The 18862-nt window shown below is 69.7% G+C and carries 15 protein-coding genes, 3 pseudogenes and 1 riboswitch; of the genes and pseudogenes, 10 read left to right on the forward strand and 8 right to left on the reverse strand.

Annotation, left to right across the window (positions count from 1 at the left end; all coding sequences use genetic code 11):
* The first annotated feature begins 177 nt into the window (after nt 1-177).
* Entirely contained in the window at nt 178-1158 is a 981-nt protein-coding gene (locus tag HCN52_RS00980; RefSeq protein WP_168086403.1) for a hypothetical protein, read from the forward strand.
* Between the two features lie 176 nt (nt 1159-1334).
* Here the strand turns inward: HCN52_RS00980 and HCN52_RS00985 are convergent, their stop codons facing one another.
* Genes HCN52_RS00985 through HCN52_RS00995 form a run of 3 tightly spaced genes read right to left on the reverse strand, consistent with a single transcriptional unit; the run spans nt 1335 to nt 3969 of the window.
* The gene (locus HCN52_RS00985) at nt 1335-2246 is read right to left on the reverse strand and encodes a hypothetical protein (protein WP_168086404.1); all 912 of its coding nucleotides are present in this window, start codon (nt 2244-2246) and stop codon (nt 1335-1337) included.
* The gene (locus HCN52_RS00990; protein ID WP_168086405.1) at nt 2243-3217 is read right to left on the reverse strand and encodes a hypothetical protein; all 975 of its coding nucleotides are present in this window, start codon (nt 3215-3217) and stop codon (nt 2243-2245) included. Before HCN52_RS00990 ends, HCN52_RS00985 begins: the two co-directional genes overlap by 4 nt.
* Nucleotides 3214-3969 (reverse strand): ABC transporter ATP-binding protein, encoded by a 756-nt coding sequence (locus HCN52_RS00995; RefSeq protein ID WP_168086406.1) that lies wholly within the window; start codon nt 3967-3969, stop codon nt 3214-3216. Before HCN52_RS00995 ends, HCN52_RS00990 begins: the two co-directional genes overlap by 4 nt.
* Nucleotides 3970-4227: 258 nt before the next feature.
* Between HCN52_RS00995 and HCN52_RS26045 the strand changes: the two genes are divergently transcribed.
* The 7 genes from HCN52_RS26045 (at nt 4228) to HCN52_RS25835 (ending at nt 12811) form a co-directional block, all read left to right on the forward strand.
* Nucleotides 4228-4806, forward strand: a complete 579-nt coding sequence (locus tag HCN52_RS26045) for a 4'-phosphopantetheinyl transferase family protein (protein ID WP_168086407.1) — start codon at nt 4228-4230, stop codon at nt 4804-4806.
* 150 nt (nt 4807-4956) lie between these two features.
* The gene (locus tag HCN52_RS01005) at nt 4957-5763 is read left to right on the forward strand and encodes an 8-oxoguanine DNA glycosylase OGG fold protein (protein WP_168086408.1); all 807 of its coding nucleotides are present in this window, start codon (nt 4957-4959) and stop codon (nt 5761-5763) included.
* Between the two features lie 216 nt (nt 5764-5979).
* Nucleotides 5980-6090: riboswitch (SAM riboswitch) on the forward strand.
* Nucleotides 6091-6179: 89 nt separating this feature from the next.
* A complete protein-coding gene (locus HCN52_RS01010) occupies nt 6180-7424 on the forward strand; it encodes a peroxidase-related enzyme (protein ID WP_168086409.1) in 1245 nt (414 codons plus the stop codon).
* 150 nt (nt 7425-7574) lie between these two features.
* Nucleotides 7575-8681, forward strand: coding sequence for an ABC transporter substrate-binding protein (locus HCN52_RS01015; RefSeq protein ID WP_168086410.1), 1107 nt, complete (start codon nt 7575-7577; stop codon nt 8679-8681).
* A 7-nt stretch (nt 8682-8688) separates the two neighbouring features.
* Entirely contained in the window at nt 8689-9894 is a 1206-nt protein-coding gene (locus tag HCN52_RS01020; protein WP_245174774.1) for a FecCD family ABC transporter permease, read from the forward strand.
* Nucleotides 9891-10721: an ABC transporter ATP-binding protein gene (locus HCN52_RS25830; protein WP_168086411.1), complete on the forward strand. Its 831-nt coding sequence runs from the start codon at nt 9891-9893 to the stop codon at nt 10719-10721. Before HCN52_RS01020 ends, HCN52_RS25830 begins: the two co-directional genes overlap by 4 nt.
* A complete protein-coding gene (locus tag HCN52_RS25835; protein ID WP_168086412.1) occupies nt 10718-12811 on the forward strand; it encodes an FAD/NAD(P)-binding protein in 2094 nt (697 codons plus the stop codon). The genes HCN52_RS25830 and HCN52_RS25835 overlap by 4 nt, the downstream gene beginning before the upstream one ends.
* A 1463-nt stretch (nt 12812-14274) precedes the next feature.
* On the opposite strand, the gene HCN52_RS01035 is transcribed toward HCN52_RS25835, so the two are convergent.
* Together HCN52_RS01035 and HCN52_RS01040 are read right to left on the reverse strand one after the other, a co-directional pair.
* Nucleotides 14275-14625, reverse strand: a complete 351-nt coding sequence (locus HCN52_RS01035; RefSeq protein ID WP_168086413.1) for a DUF7674 family protein — start codon at nt 14623-14625, stop codon at nt 14275-14277.
* Nucleotides 14626-14883: 258 nt separating this feature from the next.
* The gene (locus HCN52_RS01040; protein ID WP_168086414.1) at nt 14884-15225 is read right to left on the reverse strand and encodes a hypothetical protein; all 342 of its coding nucleotides are present in this window, start codon (nt 15223-15225) and stop codon (nt 14884-14886) included.
* A 957-nt stretch (nt 15226-16182) separates the two neighbouring features.
* Between HCN52_RS01040 and HCN52_RS25085 the strand changes: the two are divergent.
* Nucleotides 16183-16302: pseudogene (locus tag HCN52_RS25085) on the forward strand (IS5/IS1182 family transposase); the annotation flags it as partial.
* 409 nt (nt 16303-16711) lie between these two features.
* Here HCN52_RS25085 and HCN52_RS01045 read toward each other — a convergent pair.
* Nucleotides 16712-17425, reverse strand: a complete 714-nt coding sequence (locus HCN52_RS01045) for a polymorphic toxin-type HINT domain-containing protein (RefSeq protein WP_245174775.1) — start codon at nt 17423-17425, stop codon at nt 16712-16714.
* A 109-nt stretch (nt 17426-17534) separates the two neighbouring features.
* On the opposite strand from HCN52_RS01045, the pseudogene HCN52_RS26535 reads away from it, so the two are divergent.
* Nucleotides 17535-17687, forward strand: a pseudogene (locus HCN52_RS26535) (site-specific integrase); the annotation flags it as partial.
* 209 nt (nt 17688-17896) lie between these two features.
* On the opposite strand, the gene HCN52_RS01055 reads toward HCN52_RS26535, so the two are convergent.
* Nucleotides 17897-18448 carry a HEAT repeat domain-containing protein gene (locus HCN52_RS01055; protein WP_209314016.1) on the reverse strand — a complete coding sequence of 184 codons (552 nt, stop codon included), beginning with the start codon at nt 18446-18448 and terminating at the stop codon, nt 17897-17899.
* 4 nt (nt 18449-18452) lie between these two features.
* A pseudogene (locus HCN52_RS25090) lies at nt 18453-18716 on the reverse strand (IS5/IS1182 family transposase); the annotation flags it as partial.
* Nucleotides 18717-18862: the final 146 nt, after the last annotated feature.

Genomic DNA, 18862 nt, shown 5'->3' on the forward strand with positions numbered 1-18862 from the left:
GGATGGCGACGTACGGCTGACCACGGCGGCAGTCCGCTTGCGGCTCCGGCGGACACGGAGGGCGGGCGAGTCGCCAACAGGGTTGCATCACGACCCGGTTGCGCTTCCGGCGTGCCGCCCGAGCGGTGAGGCTGCGGCACTTACGGTGACGGTCACACGCAGCGAGCGAGGGAGCCCGTGACCACACCACCGGCGTCGCAGGAGCCGCAGCTCACCGACGAGGAGCGGGCGTTCCTGGAAGCGGACACCCTGCAGAACGTCCCCGTCGTCCGCGCGCCGCTGCCCCCGCGCCCTCCCCGGCTCCCGTGGGAGGCGGTGCTCGCGGGTGGTGCGGCGGCGACCGTCATAGCGGCGATGCTCGTGCTGTACCTGACGCAGCAGCCGTTGTCGCCGCAGTACCGCGCGCAGGGTTCCTCGGCAGCGATACCGCCCAATTCCGCCGCAGGTCCGGGACCGGGCGACGATGCCGGTCCGGACGGGGGCGGGGCACAGCGGGAGGTGCCGGGCCCGGTGGAGCCGCCGGCCCTGGTGGCGCCGAGTCCGGTCGCTCCGGACCCGCTTCCTGCCCTGCCCCCCGACGCTGATCTGCCGGGGGATTTCTTGCCGGGCCCGCCCGGCGGGGACGCGGCCGACTGCGTTCCGGTGTCCTACCGGACGCCCGGTGGCACGACAGCCTGCCTCCCCGTGGCGGAGGTCTGCGCACCCGGTTCGCCCTGGTACACCCCGCACGGCGACGAGGTGTGCGGCGGGCCCGTGCCCACGCAGCACATCCGCGTCGCTACGCTCCCCGCGGCGGGCGCAACGGCCGGTGCGGTGCACTGCCTGGCCTGGACGGATCTCGGGGACCCCGGACGTCACGGAGGCGCCCGCGACCTCGTCGAGGTCGGGGCCGACCGGAGTCCCGGTGACGCGGGTGGGAACCCGTCACGCAGCGCGGAGCTGCTGGTCGACTTGCCGGCCGACCGGTGCTCGGCGTACCTGACCGGCGCCGACGGCCTGGCGTACCGGGCCGGCGGGGGCTCGGTGTTCTCGTCCGTACCGCTGCAGTGCGAGAGCGCGTACCCCGGGACACGGCTGAGCTACCCGGGTGTGCTGGAGTCGACCGCCGACGCCGGTCCCCCGCTCCACGTCTGCGTCTCCGAGCGGATCGGCGCCTAGACCTGTCGCACGCGGCACGTCGAAGCCCGCGCGTCCCCGCCGGCGGGCACGCGTCATCTGCGGTGTCGCCCCGGCTCCCCGGGGTGGGCGACGGCCGGCCCTCGTGGCACCCTCGCCCCCGCGGCACGTCACCCGCCCGCCGGTCCGCCCCTGCCGAGGAGCCGACGCCACCGGCGTCACGTCCGGGGCGACAGTGACCGTTCGGCGCGCAGCACGTGCCAGGCCGCGACGACGGCGACCGCTCCGAGGACAACGAGGACGCACGCCGCGAGCGTGGTGCCGTCGCCGCTGGGGGCCGAACTCCACCAGTAGAGCTGCCATTGGCCGCCGTCCGGGAATTCCATCCAGCGGGCGAGCCAGTAGTGGGGAGTCCACGACCGCAGGTCGGTCGTGACCAGCGGGAGTGTCACCGTCAACGGCGCGGCTCCCAGAACCGCTGCGGGGATGACCGCACGGGTCACCGCAGCAGCCAGGGCACTCGACGCGGCGAAGACCGCGACAACGAGCAGGGCAGCAGCGGCCGTCGATCCGACCTCGTGCCAACCGGGGCCGGACGCCTCAATGACGACACCGGCAGGCGCCTCCGATGACGGCGGTGCGGCAAGGGGGCGCGACGCGCGGCAGATGCGCATCACGATCCACAGGGTCGCTGCCGTGACCAGTACGCTCCCGGCGGCCAGGGCCGTCACGACCCCCAGCTTGCGTGCCACGAGCAGCCAGACCCTGTTCTCGTGCAGTCGCAGCAGCGCCCAGACGCCGCCCTCGAGAGCACCGGCCACCACGACGGCGGCGAGCGACGCCACGAAGAACAGTCCGAGCAGGGAGGCGTGGTGCGAAACAGCGGAGTTCAACGCGCCCGTGACGGTGTGGAGTGACGCGAGGCTCGCGTCGGCGCCTGTCGTCCCCCGCGCGTACGCCTCCGTGTGCAGCAGCGCCGCGCGCGCGGAGACGATCACCGCGACGGCGCCTGCCAGGACGATCGCGGGAAGGGCAGCGGTGCGCAGCTCCGCGCTCAGCCATGCCGACCGAGATCGAGCGGCGCGCCGATCCGGATGCGACACCGTCGCCGGCGTCCGTGTGTCGGTCACACCAGGCTCCGAGGGCGAACCCGCCAGCCGTGCCAGACCGCGGCGGCCAGCGCCAGCAGCCAGGGCAGCGCCCGTACAGCCGGAGGTACGGCCGAGTCCGTCGGCGCGGACCAGACGTGGTCCCAGGCGGTGAGGTGCGGTTGCAGGCGCAGGGCGTCGGCGAGCACCGCGCCCGGGAACCAGGCGGTGAGCGGAAGTGTCAGCACGCCCAGGACCAGGACGCCCACCAGCACCGTGCGCAGCGGGGAGCGCAGCGCGGCGGCCAGCGCCACAGCGGCGAACGAGGCCACCAGGATCACGAGCAACCCCACCGCGACGCGCTGCGCCGCGAAGGCCCGCACCTCGCTGTCGGAGACCAGGCCGAGCAATGGCGCGGAGCGGCGGGTGTGGGCCACCGCGAGCAGCCACAGTGACAACGCCATGGCAGCCGCCGTGGCGAGGAACCACGTCAGCAGTACCGCGGCCTTCGCGGACAGCAGGCGCCACAGGCGCTGTTCGTGCAGCAACAGCGGCACTGCTGTGCCTCGCGACCACTCGCCCGCCGTGAAGTGGGCGGCGAGAACGAGTACGGCCAGCAGACCCGGCGCGGTCGCGAGCCAGCCGAACGCCGCCCCGATGGCGCCCAGCGGGTGCTGGGCGGGCGCCAACTGCTGTGCGGTGTCGAGGAACCCGGCCTCGATCCGCTGGTACATCTCGACCGTGCGCGGCAGGCCGGTCACGCAGTCCCGGTAGAAGGCGTCGGGCGACACACCGGCGTCCGCCGGGAGGTTCGACGCATCCGCCGCGCAGCCGGCGGGGGTGAGTTGATCGGCCCCGCTGCGTACCTGCGCCAGGTTGCCGTGCGCCACGTCCTGTACGGACAGGGCCTGCACGGTGGCGCCCACCGCCATGAGCAGAAGCAGACCGACCGGAAGCGGTCGGAGCAGGGTGCGACGCAACTCCGCGCCGAAGAGGCGAAGCCAGGTGCTCACGACCGGGCGCCCTCCGGTCCCGCTGCGCGGTCGGCCACGTCCTGATGACCGAAGAACCACTCCTCCAGCCCCTCCGGTCCGTCGGCCTCCCCGAGACCCAGCTCCTCGACGGTCCCTGCCGCGCTCACGACACCGCGCGCGATCATGACGACGTTGTCGCAGAGGCGCGCGATCTCGTCCAGCTGGTGGCTGGAGATGAGGACACCCGTCCCGCGGGCGGCCTCCGAGGCGACGATCGACCGCACCAGTCGGACCCCCGCCGGGTCCAGGCCGTTGGTCGGCTCGTCGAGAACCAGCAGGTCCGGCGATTTGAGCAGTGCGGCCGCCAGGGCGAGTCGCTGGCGCTGTCCTTGGGAGTAGGTCCCCACGCGGCGGTCGGCGGCGTCGTCCAGGCCGACCCGCTCCAGGGAACGCTGGAGCCTGCCGTCGTCGCGCAGGCCGGCCGTGTCCAACAGGATGCGGAGCATCGCGCGGCCGGTCGTCCAGCGGTAGAAGGCCGGCGCGTCGAGAGCGGCCCCGACGCGACCCAGGACTGCGGGGCTGAGCGGCAGCCCGTGCCCGAGCACGCGGACCGTGCCCGACGTCGGGCTGACCAGCCCCGTGGCGATGCGCATCAGTGTGGTTTTCCCGGCTCCGTTGAGACCCAGGAGGCCGGTCACCCGACCGGCCTCCACGCTGAGGGACACGCCGTCCAGCACGGTGCGCCTGCCGTAGGTCTTGGTCACGCCACGGCAGGAGAGAACGGCTGACATCTTCGGAGCCTCTCAGGAAGTGACGCGCGAACCCGCACGTCGAGCTCATCGACCACTCCGCCTGCGGGGGTGGAGTTCACCTTTGCGTAGTAACTCCCGTTGCCCACACCGGTGTTGCTCTTGGTATGGAAGATGTTGTCACAGGACCAGTCGCGCCACGCGACCCATCGGTCCGGACGCAGAGTCAGGTCCTGCATGAAGTCGTAGGAGGTCGACACCGCCGCGCACCGGACGGCCGCCGGCGCCCAGGCGCCGAGCGTGCTCGATCCGCAGGAGCGGCAGCGTGCCGCGGAGTTCCTCCACCACGGCGACCGGGACGGCTGCCTCGCGTCGCACGTGGCGCTGCGGCGGCTACTGTCCGGCTACCTCGGCCGGGGGCCGGCCGCCGTGACCATCTCCCGTGCGCCGTGCCCGGGTTGCGGCCTGCCGCACAGCCGACCGGTGGTGGCGTCCGACCCGCCGCTGCACTTCTCGCTCTCGCACTGCGGGGAGTTGAGCCTGCTGGCGTTCGCGGCCGCACCGGTGGGCGTCGGCATCGAGGCGCTCCCCGGGGCGCGGACGGTGGCGGAGGCCGCCGAGGTGCTGCACCTGAGAGAGGCGGCCGAACTGGCCTTCCTCGGGCCGCTGGAGCGACGCCACGCCTTCGCCCGGGTGTGGACGCGGAAGGAGGCGTACCTGAAGGGCATCGGCACCGGCCTCGCCGAGAACCCGGCCGGTCACTACGTGGGCAGCGGCCCGGTCCCGGCCCCGCTGCCGGGGTGGACGGTCGCTGCGGTGGCCGTGCCCGGCGACCACCACGCCGCGGTGGCGCTGCGGACCGGGGCCGAGTCGGGGTGACGGGGGCGGGTGGCCGCGCCGGGGCGGTCGGGGGCGGCGGGGCGGTGACCCGCCGCACCACCGCCGACCGCCGACCGCCGCGAACTCCCGCCCTGTCACCGTGGAGCGTGCCACCATCGGCACCTCACCGTTGAACAGTCGGGAGTTGGCGTGGGTTTCGATCAGAGTGACGCGGACCGGCTCGACGAGGTGATGCTGGGGCAGCCGATCTCGCCCCACGGCGTCGCATCGCTGACCGGGTGGTTCCTCGACCCCGACCGCGGCGGTCGGTACGCCGCGGGGGTGGGCGCGCACGCGGTCTCCTACCGGCCCGGCGCCTGGACCAGGGTCGAGCCCTGGCCTGGGGCGCTCGGTGACCGCGGCGAGGCGGGGCGGCGCGAGGTCAGCCGCGCGGAGGTGGTGGCCGTCGCCCGGGAGGCGGCGTCCCACGGCGACTGGCGCGCGGCGCTGGTCGCCGCGCACGTCTGGGGCTACGGCGGTACGGGGTTCGGGCGGTTCCGAACGGAGCGGGTTCTGGCGCAGCCCGGTGTGGGCGAGGCGTTGGAGAAGGCCGTCGCCTCGCTGCGAACGGGGGACGTGGCGGACGCCTACGAGGTGTTGGAACCGGTGCGGCACTACGGGGCGGCGTTCTTCACCAAGTTCCTGTACTTCGCGGGCGCGGCCGTCGAGGCGCCGGAGCGGCCGCTGATCCTGGACAACGTGCTGGCGGCGGCGGCCCGGGAGCACGCCACGGCCGTGGGTGAGGCGGCCGTGGTCGCCGACGCCGCGTCCACCGCGGCGTTCGTCTGGCGAGACAGCGGGTGGACGTCCCATCGGTACGGCGTCTTCCTGGCATGGCTGCGACGGGGGACCGAGGTGCTGGTCGCCGAGGACATCGGCTGGCCGTCCGAGCCTGACCTGCTGGAACTGGCGATCTTCGCTGGCGGTTGGGACGGGTCGTCCGCACCGGCGCCGTAGCGGCTCGTGTGGCGACCCGGTGGACGCCGGGTCGCCGCACGGAAACTGTTGGCGAGTACCGCTATGTCGCCTGCATCACGTCGCCGCACGTTTCCGCAGCTCAGAAGCGTGCGACATCACCCGCACTGGCACGTGTCTCATTGAACGAGACTGATCGTCCCGAATGACGGACACAGGCTTTCGTTCGGTGTTCCCCGTCGGCTAGCTTGACGGCCAGGTCAAGAGTGCCAGCGCGAAGACCCGGCTAGCTGGCCGGCAACCCTCCTGCACGGTTGGGGTGCCCCCGGGAGACACGACCGGGCCGCGGTGAAGCGGCAAGCGTGCTCTTCGTGAGAAGTCGCCCCCACCCGGGGTGAGTTGTGCCCGCCTGCCCTCCGCCTCGGCCATACCGTGCCCACACCGACGAGGCGGAACGCATGAGCACCACACCCGACATCGCCCCGGCCGCTGCCGCAGCGCCCACCCATCCGACGCCGACCGAGCCGGCGACCGCAGCCGCGGCCGCGACCGCCGACGACATCGGCCGGCTGGCCGGCCTCGGCGAGGCCGTCGCGGAGGCCCGCGCCACCAAGCCCGCCGTCATCGAGCGCGCCCAGGCCGCCGGCGACGCCCTGTTCCTCGGCGAGGCCCCCGTCACCGAGGCCACCCGCCGCGGCCTGGCCGCCCTCGCCGCGCGCCGCCACGGCGCGGAGGCCCTCGTCCGCCACCACGTCGAACACGGCGCCGACGAGCGGCTGCTGGGTGAGGAGCTGCCGGGTGACCGGGCGCTGCGCGCCGCCGTCGAGCACGTCGAGCTGATCACGGTCTCCCCCGCCCTCGCCGGCCGCGAGGACCTGTACCGGCTGGTCGAGGCCGGCTGGTCCACCGACGCGGTGGTCACCCTCTCGCAGGTCGCCGCGTTCACCGCCTTCCAGTCCCGCGCCGTCCAGGGGCTGCGCCTCCTCCAGGGCGACGCGCCCACCGCCGAACCGGCACCGGCCCGCCCCACCGTCGGGCACGGGCGCACCAAGAGCACCTCCCGCACCGCCGCCAACGGCGGCGACCGCCCGGTGGAGTACACCCGCGAACTGCTCTCCTGGACCGCGTGGTTGCCGCCGGTCCCGGTGGAGGAGCTCACCCCCGAGCAGGAGGACGCCTTCCTCGGGAAGACCAACGGCGAGTACTTCCGGCTGCTGAGCCGACTGCCGGCCGTGCTGAAGGCGCGCACCGTGCTGGACGCCGCGATCTTCGCGACGCGCGAGGGACTGCCGCGCGCCGAACGGGAGTTGGCGGCGGCGGCCACCAGCAAGGTCACCGACTGCGTCTACTGCGCCTCGGTGCACGCACGGAAGTCGGCGCAGCTGTCCAAGCGGCCCGAGGACGTCGACCGGCTCCTCGCCGTCACCCTCGACCGGGACGCGGACTGGCTGCCGGTGGCGACGGCTCCGCTCGCCGCCGGCCAGGACAGCCGCTGGGCGGCGATCGTCGAGTTCTCCGCGGCGCTCGCCACCACCCCCGTCACCGCGACCACCGCCCAGGTGGACCGGCTGCGGGCCGAGGGGCTGAGCGATGCCGAACTGACCGACCTGGTCGCCGCCGTCGCGTTCTTCTCCTGGGCGAACCGGCTGATGCTCAGCCTCGGCGACCCCTTCTGGCCCGGCACCGCCCCCACCGCGCCCTGACCGACCCACCCGACCGGCGCCCCGACCGCCGTCGCCGTCCGGCGCCCTGCCCCGGGCCGGGCGCCGGACCCCACCTGCCCCTCGCGCACCACCGGCACCACCACCCCACACCCCTCCGACCCCAGCAGCACCCCGAGAAACGGAACCGTGATGAGACACCGCCTGCCCCGCGCCTACGCGTTCGCCGCCGCCACCGCCGTCGTGCTCGGCGTCGCGGGCTGCGGCACCGTCACCCCCGAGGACACCGGGGACGGCGGCTCGGACACCACCTCCTCGGACACCGCGGCGACCGGCGACGGCACGCTCACCGTCGTGGACGACGCCGGCCGCACCGTCGAGCTGGACGGCCCCGCCGAGCGGGCGGTCGTCCTCAACAGCTACGGCAACGAGTTCGCGCAGGCCATCGGCGCCGGCGACCGCGTCGTCGGCTACGACCGCGTCTCCGCCTCCCGGCTGCCCTACCTGGGCATCGGCGACGACGAGATCGTCAGCGAGAACCTCCAGGAGATCAACTACGAGTCGGTCGTCGCGCTCGACCCCGACGTCTTCATCATTCCCCGCAACGGGGCCTGGCAGGAGGCCGCGAAGCAGCTGGAGTCCTTCGACATCCCCGTCGTCGTCGCCACCGCCTGGGACTTCGACGTCTTCCACGAGACCGTCGACCTGCTGGGCGAGGTCTTCGCCGAACCGGAGGGCGCCGCCCAGGTCTCCGGGTTCTACGACGAGATCTTCGACCTCGTCAGCGAACGCGTCGCCGACACCGAGCCGGTCCGCGTCTACTGGGAGACGGAGGAGCCCTACCTCACCGGGCTGCCCGGCTCCGGGTTCGACCAGATCATCGTCGCCGCCGGCGGCGAGAACGTCTTCGGCGACCTCGACATCAGCGGCGACCAGCAGGCCGAGACCACGGTCGACCCGGCCGCGATCCTGGAACGCGACCCCGAGGTCGTGGTCCACGAGTTCGGGCCGTCGGCCGAACCCACCGGCCAGGACCGGTTCGACACCCTCGCCGACGAACTCACCGGCCGCGCCGGGTGGAACGGTGTCTCCGCCGTCGCCGACGACCGGGTGTACGTCTCCAACGGCTGGGCCACCAGCGGCCTGTCGAAGGCGCTGGGCGCGCTGTACCTGGCGACCTGGCTGCACCCCGAGGAGTTCTCCGACGTCGACCCCGGCGACTACCTGACCCGCTGGGCCGTGGACTTCCAGGGCGCGGACTTCCCCGGCTCCGACGCCTACATCCAGAAGGTGGGCTGACCACACCATGGCCACCCCGCTCGACTCCGCCGACACCGTCGGCTCCCCCCGCGCGGGGGCACCCACGCAGACCGCCGTCGACCCCGCCTCCCCCGGGGCCCCCACCGGGCCCGGGGGAGGCGGGGACGGCGACCGCCCCGCCGCCGACCGCCCCACGGACGACCTGCCCGCCGCGCGCCCCCGCGCCGCGTGGGCGGGCCGCACCGCCGTGCTGTGGACCGGCACCGCCGTCGCCGTCCTCGTCACCGCCTGGTGCGTCACCGCGGGAACCAGCAACGCCGGGTTCCTCGACGTCTGGCGGTCGATCCGCCTCGCCGTCCTCGGCGGCACGCTCCCCGCGGACTTCGCCCAGACCTACTCGATCATCACCAACCTGCGGCTGCCCCGGGTGCTGCTCGCCTTCGCCGCCGGCGCCGCCCTGTCGCTGGCCGGTGTCGTCATGCAGGGGCTGCTGCGGAACCCGCTGGTCAGCCCGTTCACCCTGGGCGTCTCCCCGGCGGCCGCCTTCGGCGCGGCGCTGGCCATCCTGCTGACCGGCGGCTCCGCCGGCTCCGGCTCCTGGCTCGTCATCGGCAGCGCGCTCGGCGCCGCCCTCGCCGTCTCCGCCGTGGTGCTCGGCCTGGCCTCGGCCAAGGCCATGTCGGCGGCGACCCTGCTGCTGCTCGGCATCGCCCTCACCCAGCTCTTCGAGGCGATGACCGCCGCGCTGCAGTTCGTGGCGGACGAGAACACCCTCCAGGCGATCGTGCGGTGGACCTTCGGCTCGGTCAACGACGCCAACTGGAACGACGTCATGGTCGTCGGCGCGTGCGCCGTCCTGGCGCTGCCGCTGCTGCTCTGGTTCGCCCGGGACCTCAACGCCATCGCCTTCGCCGGGGACGACGCGGCGAAGAGCCTCGGCGTCAACGTCACCACCGTCCGCGTCGGCCTCATCATCGTCTCCGTCGTCCTGGCGGCGGTCGTGGTGTCGTTCTGCGGGGTCATCGGCTTCGTCGGGCTCGTCGGCCCGCACATCGCCCGGCTGGCCATCGGCGCCGACCACCGCTACCTGCTGCCGTTCTCGTTCCTCACCGGCGGACTGCTGCTGGTCGTCGCCGACACCATCGGCCGGACGATCCTGGCACCCTCGGTGATCCCGGTCGGCATCGTCGTCGCCTTCATCGGCGCGCCGATCTTCATCAACCTCATCCTGACCCGGAGGGCCGCCCAGTGAGCCTCGACATGGCGTCGGTCCGGTTCGCGTACCGGCGCAACACCGTTCTGCAAGGGGTCGATCTCAGCGTCGCCGAGGGCGGCTTCTGCGCGCTGCTCGGCCCCAACGGCTCCGGCAAGTCCACCCTCACCAAAATCATCGCGCGGGTGCTCAAGCCCGCCGACGGCACCGTCGCCTTCGCCGGGCAGGACCTGCTCGCCGCACCGCGGCGCGACCACGCCCGCGTCGTCGCCTACGTGCCGCAGTCGGGCGCCGCACCGTTCGAACAGACGGTGCGCGAAGCGGTGCTGCTCGGCCGCACCCCGCACATCGGGCTGCGGCCCACCCGCCACGACCGCGAGGTGGTGGACGACGCCGTCGACCGGCTCGGCCTCACCGGCCTCCGCGACCGGCCGCTCTCCCAGCTCTCCGGCGGACAGGCGCAACGCGTCCTCATCGCCCGGGCGTTGGCGCAACAACCCCGGGTGCTGCTGCTCGACGAACCGACCTCCGCCCTCGACCTGCGGTACCAGATCGAGACGCTGCAGATCGTGCGGTCGGTGACCCGCGAGGAGGGCGTCACCGCACTCATCGCGATCCACGACCTCAACCACGCGGCGCACTTCTGCGACCAGATCGTGCTGCTCGACGGCGGCCGGATCGTCGCCGACGGGCCGCCCGCCGAGGCGTACGACCCGGCCGTCCTCAGCCGCGTCTACGGCCTCGACGTGCTGGTCAACCACGGTGAGAACGGTGTCGAGGTGCGGCCGTCCGCACTGGAACCGGCGCCGGGCGTCATCGGCGCCCCCGCCGCAGCCGGCGCCCGGACGGCGGTGGCCGCCCGATGACCACCCCGGCCGCCGCGGCTCCCGGTGCGCCCGCTGCGTCCGCCACCGACGCGCCGACCCCCACCCCGCCGGCTCCGCAACCCCCGTCCGATTCCGGCCCGGTCTACGACGCCGTCCTCGTCGGCGGCGGGCCCCGGGCCGTCGCCGTCGTCGAACGCCTGGCCGCCCGCCGGGCCGACGCCGCACCGCCCGTCCGCATCGCCGTCATCGACGCGGTGGAGGTCGGCGCCGGGGCCACCTGGCGCACCGACCAGTCCCCGCTGCTGCTCAACAACACCTACAGCGCCCACACCACCATCCACGCCGACGCCTCGACCCGCATGTCCGGACCGGTCGTCCCCGGCCCCGACCTCATCGCCTGGGCGCGCGACAGCGAACCACCGCCGGACCGCCCGGCGTGGGTGGCGCAGGAGGCGAGCGAGCTGCGGCCCTGGTCGTTCCCGACCAGGCGGCTCCAAGGCGTCTACTACCGTGAGCAGTTGGCCCGCGCGGAGGCCACCGGCCGCGTCACCGTGACCCGGGTCCTCGGCAGCGTCACCGACCTCTCCCCGGCACCCGACGGCCGTACCGTCCACCTCACGGACGGCCGCAGCTACACCGGCCGCCGCGTCGTCCTCGCCCAGGGCATGGTCCAGTCGAAGCGCTCCCCGCGCGTCGCCGCCTTCGTGCGCGCGGCGGCCGACCACGACCTGGTGTACGTCGAGCCCGGCATGCCCGCCGAACGCGGCTGGGCGCGGGTCCCCGCCGACGAGACCGTGCTGGTGGCGGGGCTCGGGGCCAACTTCTTCGACGTCGTCGCGCTGCTCACGGAGGGCCGCGGCGGCCGGTTCACCCCCGCCGGGGACCGGGACCGTCCCGCACGGCTGCGGTACCTGCCGAGCGGCCGTGAGCCCCGGCTGGTCGCCGGATCACGCCGCGGCCTGCCCTACCGGGCCAAGGCCGACTACCCGGACGGGTTCCCGCCCCGGTACGAGCCGGCGCTCGCCACACCCGCGTGGTTCGCCGAGCGCGCCGCCGGCCGCGGGCAGGACTTCCGACGCGACGTGTGGCCGCAGCTGGCGCGGGAGTTCGCCTGGGCCCACCTCTCCACCCTGCTCGCCCACCACCCCGAGGCGCTCCGCCCGGCGGTCGGGGCCGACGACCTGCTGGCCGCGCTGCGCGGCGCCTCCGACGACGCAGCGATCGACACGGTGATCACCGACGCCCTCGCACCGGCCCGGCCGTCCCCGGGCGCTGCCGGACGGGCGACAGCCACCACCACCGGCCACCCCGGCGCTCCGGCTGCCACCGTCACGCCGGACCCCAGCCGGTGGGCACTCTCCGTCAGCCGCCTGGACCGCCCGTACCACCCTGGCCCGGTGGACACAGCGAGCTGGCACCAAGCGGTCCGCCACCACATCGACGCCGAACTCGACTCCATGCGCAACCCGTTGACGTCACCCCGCAACACCGTCAACCGCGCCATGGCCGCACTGCGCGGCCCGGTCCGGCGCCTGGCGACCGCGGGGGCGCTGGACGGGGCGTCCGTGGTTCACGACGTCGACGGCTGGTTCACCCGGCTGGGTCTCGCCCTGGCCTCCGGCCCACCGCCGCGCCGGACCGCCGAAGTCCTGGCGCTGATCGACGCCGGCGTGCTGGAACTCCTCGGGGAGGACACCGCGGTGACGGTGGAGGACGGCGCCTTCGTCGGCCGCTCCGCCGTCGCGCGCGACCAGCCGGTCCGCGCCCGGGCGTTCGTCGAGACCCGCATGTCGAAGGGGATCGTCACCGACACCGACGACCCGCTGCTCGGCGCCCTGCTGAGCACCGGCCGGGCCCGGCTCCACGCACGCCCCAGCGACCGCGGCCCCGCCGTGTCCACCGGCACGCTGGACGTCACCCCGGACGACTTCCACCTCCTCACCGCCGACGGCACACCGGACCCGGCCGTCATCGTGCTCGGCATCCCCGCCGAGGCCGTCCAACCCGGCTCCGCCATCGGCGCCACCCCCGGCGTCCCCTCCCCCCTCCTCGCCGGCGCCGACAACGCCGCAGCCCAGATCCTCACCGCCACCCGAACCCCCGCCGCCCCAGCCCCCGCGCCCCGGTGACACCTGTCAGGCCGGCGCCTCTACCGGCTCGGCTCCCCCGCGACCCACGACCGTCTCGACCACGCGCTCACAACCGGCCGCACCCAAGATCGGCAGCGGTCGACAGCGGGCTGACGACGACTGTCCAGCCGGCGCCCAGAAACGTACTGCCGAGGCAGATTCGCCAAAGCCGCGCCGGCAACGCCTCTGGACGAGTCGCCAACCTTCGCAGCACCCATCCACCTGGCGGGGACCAGCACCTGCTGTGGGGAGCACATCACAGCGGCTGACTCCTGCCGTTGAGAGGCAGATCCGGCAGGCTGAGCAAGAGAGCCCTCACCTCGTCCTTGGTCGCCCCTACGCGCGTCTGAAAGTCGCGATCATCGCCCGTCTCAAGCGCTTCCTGGCTTTCACCCGAACACCTGAGGCGAACCTGCTAGACATGCGGCCTCATTCCAGCTAGCAGCACAGCCTCCCGTGCCAGCCCGATGATCGCTGCGTTCTCCCAGCGCTCGCCAAAACTAGAATGGCGGCTCATCAAGAGAGCCTCTTTCTGAGTTCCAAAATCATTCCAGGAGTCACCTTTCTCCTCCATTGACCCCGCCGCATCCTTTAGTGACCTAATATCCCCCCCAGACTGCGAGCCGCGATATCGCCGCATCTCGGTAAGACCGCTTAGAACTGACTGCCAATAAGCTCCGCACATGGGGTGCTACGCTCCCAATATGGCATGCGAGTTCTGGAGCATCCAGGAGGTGGACAGCGGCAAGCAGTGCGGCCTCTGCTACGTCTTTATCGGAATCAGAGATATGATCAAACACCCCGCGAAAGAGTGTAGAGCGAATCACTCGCATCTCACTGAAAAGTGGATTGTGAGCCGTTGCCGCAGCCCCGAGCCAAACTTCACGTTGCCGCTCTCTCAAAACGATTACTTCGTGAGCTGTTTCAGCTAGCCATTCCAGCAACTCGCTTCGATGTGCAGCGGTCAGGGATTCTCTGCTTATGGGCTCGCCAAGGATGGCAGCAACGTACAATGCAGCCGCGGGCATTGCGGAGTAGAGCGACCCTTGATGGAGCATATCGCTCCAGAGATGATCAAGGGCGATAGTCGCTGCGCCAGCGTTCCCAGACGTAAGGCCGGCCAGCTTGACCGGTGTTAGAGGAGCTGCTGGCCCGCCGCCATGCCCTAGGTGAGACCAGCCGGTCCTGTCGAGGATTGAGTTTGCATCGGACACTTCGCTGAAGTCCCTCATCTTCGGGTCAAAGATTCGACTGCGACCAGAGCGCTTAAGACTCCACCCCTCGCCCATGACCAGCTCTCCCATGCCGGTCCGCCTATGCCACCTGAATCCGGCACCACGGCACCCCGGGACAGAAGCCCCACCAGGACGCATCTGGCGAGGCTTCATTCTGCTTATCCCATCTGACTCGAACACGACGAGATTTCCATGAGTCAGGTCCTTGCGAGACGGTACATGCAGATCTTAACGCTCCATAAGCATCTTCAGGAGATTACCCGTCAGGCATTCGCGGATACGGTACCCGCCCTGACCGAAATACGGGAGATTCTCAACAAACGAAAACCTGATCAATTCCTTGACCTCATCATCACCCTGCACATACGCACCCTCGACGAAATCTACCAGCTGCATCACGGTAATCTCCTCGACCGAACCCGAATCAGCCTCAATGAACAGACCTACGGCCCACCGGACGACGTCTGCCAGCAGAACATGAGAAAGGAACTCCTCATAGAAACCCCCATGCTCGGCATACAAGCCGTCAAGCTGTGGAAAGTGCTGATGAAGGCCATGCGAGAACTGATCCTCGTTCATTCCCATCAATCCTCTACGAGAGCCGACTCAAGGTCGACAAGCAGGCTTCTCACTACTACCAAGTCGCACGGGTATCCGCCTCTGCGATTCTTTGATGTGCGCTTACTCGGCTCCTTGGCGAGCTGTTTCCACTTAGGGCTGGTCAGACTCTCTGAGAGCAATCCGGCAGTCGAGATCCTCGCAAACGCCGGCTCCCGGGGCCTGAGACCCAGACAGGTGAGCGCGACATGACGCCGCCACGCCGCAGGTTCATGTAACTCAGCGTGGCAGCTGAGTCAACATACGCGCGAGGCTGTCCGAGAACTCAGACATATGCAATTCGGCGCCATATCTCACGGTGCAGGCGGCAGAGACCAGCTCCAGCGGCGAATAATCACAGCTCGAAAGCATCCTCGCACACATCCCTAGAGGGACTACGAAATCTGCTTGCGCACCATCCGATAGCGAATCGAGCATGGCGTCTTCCCCTGCGAGAACCAACTCCACGATCGAACTCAACACTCCCACCACCCTTGGAGCATCTACTCCATGGGCGAGCTCAATTATGTCTTCGTACTCGGCAAACCCGAATCGATTGACCTGAAGGTGCTCTCTGGCCACATCAACCACCTTCGAAACTGATTCCCTGATGCCGCAGCCTGGGCTGACAGACCAACGCACATGGACTGGCAGGCGTGCCGTGCGCGCCACCGGGCGGGGAATTCAATCCCCGCACCTTTACACCACTTTGAACGATCCCCCCTCGGATCCCGGCCGCACCCTCGGCCGCCCTCGGCCGCCTCCGCCTGGATAAGGCACATCGTTTCAGCACATCCCGCATGGTAGCGACCCCCTCCGCACCAAAACCCTCACGACCAGGGCCAGGACGACCCACCGGATCGAAGAACAAGCACCGCGCCAGACGTCACAACGTCGAAAAGACAGCCAAACGCGCCAACACGATCAAAACCACCAAACCCGCTCAGGGTAAACGCCAAGCTCAGTTTCGACCAATGAGCCGCCTCCAGCGTCGAAATGACTTACCCTCAAACAGCCCCAGGCGCGCAGCACCTACGAACGATCACCGTGCAGCTGAGCAATTACATCCGCAGCGAGCCCCACTGAAGCGTGATCGACTCCTACCGTCGCAGTTCCGTTCAGCCGTGCGGACATGTAATCAGAGACGGCAGAGACTGCCTCTACAGAAGCCACAGGGACAAGCCACCTGAGCCACTCGCAGACCATGCGCATTCGAAACTCTCTAAGAGTTGCCACGCGCCCCAAAGGATCGAATTCCGAATCCAGCTTGATGAGCTTGAACGACGCAGCAAGCCGACCATGCGGCTGATCATAAGACGAAAGAATCAGTCCAAGTTCATCAGATTTACCGAGATGGACATCATCTGCTACTGCGCACGAAGGCAACGGATAGCCGTCTACGCTTGTCAGGGCTCGCTCTTCACTTCCAGAATCAATTACTACGTCGACACGGGAAGCAGCGCCGGGGTCATCGACAGCGACTCGGACTCGATGTACGCCAGCGCTCCCAATACTCTGCACGAAACGTGACATCCCGAGCTCTTCGGCTACCGATGGCTCACCGTCCGATACGAGCGAAAGGGCTCCCACTTCCTCGCCTTCCTCGGCCTGGCCGCCACGCTGACCTGCTACAAGAAACTCACGAGACTCACCACGTGAGACAACTTCTAAATCACTTCATCGAGCTCCCTATTCTATGAACAGCCGCACAGATCGCCCACCCGACAGCCTGGACATTTTCGCTGTAGAAGCCGTACCTGTTGTGAAACGCCTCTTCCGACGCACGATTCAAGAAGGCGAAAGCCAGGGCCCCATACAACGCCCGAAGGTCGGAGTGACTCAGCGCAACCTCAACGTTCGAGCGCGTACTGAAGTCCACTTCTCGCTCCCTAAGTTCGAGAAGTCCCTCCGACGCATCACCCGCCACGACAGCCACTACTTCCGAAGAGTGACTGCCGCCATAGAGATCCACAAGCATCCTTCTGACCAGTTCGAATTGGGCCGGAGTGAAGCTGAGTACGTAACTTTCACCCGAACGCCTGAGGCGAACTCTCCTATACATACGGCCTCATCTCAGCTTATTGAAGATGCTATTGAATTCGTTCAACGACTGATGATAAGCGTGAACCATGTAGGAATTTTGAACGACCGTCACACCTCTACCCCATGAATCCACTCTACTCTCATCGCGTCTGGCAGTTGTTCCTGGCTTCCTTCGGTCGACATGAGTCATGCCCAAGCCGCGCTGACGAGCCAAGTACCTAGCCAATTCGTCCGTGTTGCCGCCAATTCCACTGATGGTGTGATCCGCCGCATCGCTGGCCGAGTTGCAAGTCGGGCACATGCGCTGAACGTTGTAGTCAACGCCATCGGCAATCTCAGGCCCATGGCGATCCTGAAGTGCTGCGTGGGCATCGTCGTCGATCCCTCCGCAGTTGTGAACGAGGACCGGCGCAGCCCCAGCCAGCACATAGTACGTGTGGAGGTTGTTGACGGTGAGGTTGTGGACGGTTGCGGTGGTGGTGTGGTGGGTGAGTGCGGTGATCTGGACGTGGGTGCCGGCACTTGTGCGCAGCCATTGGCCGGGGCGGAGTTCCTCGGCGTCGGTCCATGCGTCGAGTTCGGGTACCCAGAAGGGATGTCCACCGGTGGCGGTGATGACTTCCCGGTCACCTTCGTCGGTCTCGACCGTGACGTCGACCAGTATCCTCACGCCGTTGCCGAGGATCTCGGTAGTCACGGTCTCGGCGCGGGCCTCGCCCGTCTCGGGATCGGTCGCCATTACCCGGTCACCGACCTGGACGTCCTCAATCGGTTTCGAGGAGCCGCCCGCCGAGCTGGTGCACGGAGGCCCGCCACTCGAGCTGCCACCGCCGCCTGATCGCATCCCTCACGATCTCGGGAACTCGACCGCGACCCTGCTGCTGGAACAGGGAGTCGAACTTGTCGTCAGCAAGGAGCTCCTCGGCCAAGCCCACATCGGCGTCACCGCCACCGTCTACGCCCACGTAAGGCTCCGCCTCCGGCGCGACGCCATCGACACACCCTCAGCGCCCCGCTCGGCAGCCTGGAGACCTCAGGGACGGAACGCTCCGACGGCGACGACCTACCACCCTGCACTGACCTCGTCTGCTGACGTTGCCGCCAACTACTGCCGTCACCCGACGCAGAAGCCCCACCCGAACACATCTGGCGGGGCTTCCCTCTCGCTGACGCTATGCAGCTTCTTGAATTTCAACAGCACCCGGGGCTCTCACCACCCCAACATCTGGTCCTCGTCAAACCCGAGCTCGTCCTCGACCTCGAGTTCGACAGCTGCGTGCCATCGGACAACGTCGGGCCACGACTGGGTCGTCATCCGGCGAAGGCCTTCAAAGGCCTCCGGCGTGCCGATCACCGCCAGTGAGGCGATGACCTTCTGGCACAGCCAGTACGCCGGAGCGTCCTCGCCCAACGAACCTTCCGCCACCCTGCACAGGCAGGCGACCGCGTCTGTTTCCCGGATCTCGCCGAGGATCTCCACAAAATCCTCTCTGTTAAACCCCACGGCATCCGAGTCAAGGATCTCCTGAAGAGCCCCGCCCAGGCCCGGCGCCCGCAAGGGGGCGGCCAGATTGGCGAACTTGTCGACCCTTGTCCAGTTTCCCGCGTGAGCGGCTTCTCGGATCCAGGAGGCGATGAGCTGAGTGACCTCGGGGTTCCCCGCCGCGATGGACATGGCATCCCGCCCCGTGCCGTCCGCGAGTGCTTCAACCAGATCGGCCCGAGGTATTTCCTCTCCGGGGAAGGTCACCAGTTCCGCCAATCTTCTCGGCCCTGCCATCACCGACCCGATCGCACTCGGCGAGCGAGCTGTCCAGCAGGACGAACTCCGAATCGTGCTCGCGAACAACCTTGAGCAGGCCCGTGGCACGCAGCAGGTCGTTTATCAAGGCGGTGTAATTCGCTGACCCCGGACCGGCAGCGACCTTCGCCAAAGGGGTGTGCTCCCGTAGATACACCAGTGCCGCAGTCGCACGCTAGGACGGACGCAGCCCGCAACGCCGGTCACCCTGACAGATGACGATGAGCATGGCTACCCACTCCAAGAACGCATGGGGCAGGTCGCAGGGGCCATCTCGAAGAAGCTCATCGGCATTGTGTAGGCGTTGCCGTCAAACGCCATCTTCGCCTGCATGGTGAGTTCTCACCCACTCCTCAATAAGGCAGGTGGCCAGCG

Source organism: Streptomyces bohaiensis (genome assembly GCF_012033785.1).
Lineage (GTDB): Bacteria > Actinomycetota > Actinomycetes > Streptomycetales > Streptomycetaceae > Streptomyces > Streptomyces bohaiensis.

Excerpts from the sequence above, each read along its gene's own strand:
- HCN52_RS00995 (WP_168086406.1), bottom strand. The coding sequence starts at position 3,969 with ATGTCAGCCGTTCTCTCCTGCCGTGGCGTGACCAAGACCTACGGCAGG.
- HCN52_RS01010 (WP_168086409.1), top strand. The coding sequence starts at position 6,180 with ATGAGCACCACACCCGACATCGCCCCGGCCGCTGCCGCAGCGCCCACC.
- HCN52_RS01015 (WP_168086410.1), top strand. The coding sequence starts at position 7,575 with ATGAGACACCGCCTGCCCCGCGCCTACGCGTTCGCCGCCGCCACCGCC.
- HCN52_RS01020 (WP_245174774.1), top strand. The coding sequence starts at position 8,689 with ATGGCCACCCCGCTCGACTCCGCCGACACCGTCGGCTCCCCCCGCGCG.
- HCN52_RS25835 (WP_168086412.1), top strand. The coding sequence starts at position 10,718 with ATGACCACCCCGGCCGCCGCGGCTCCCGGTGCGCCCGCTGCGTCCGCC.
- HCN52_RS01035 (WP_168086413.1), bottom strand. The coding sequence starts at position 14,625 with ATGAACGAGGATCAGTTCTCGCATGGCCTTCATCAGCACTTTCCACAG.
- HCN52_RS01045 (WP_245174775.1), bottom strand. The coding sequence starts at position 17,425 with ATGGCGACCGATCCCGAGACGGGCGAGGCCCGCGCCGAGACCGTGACT.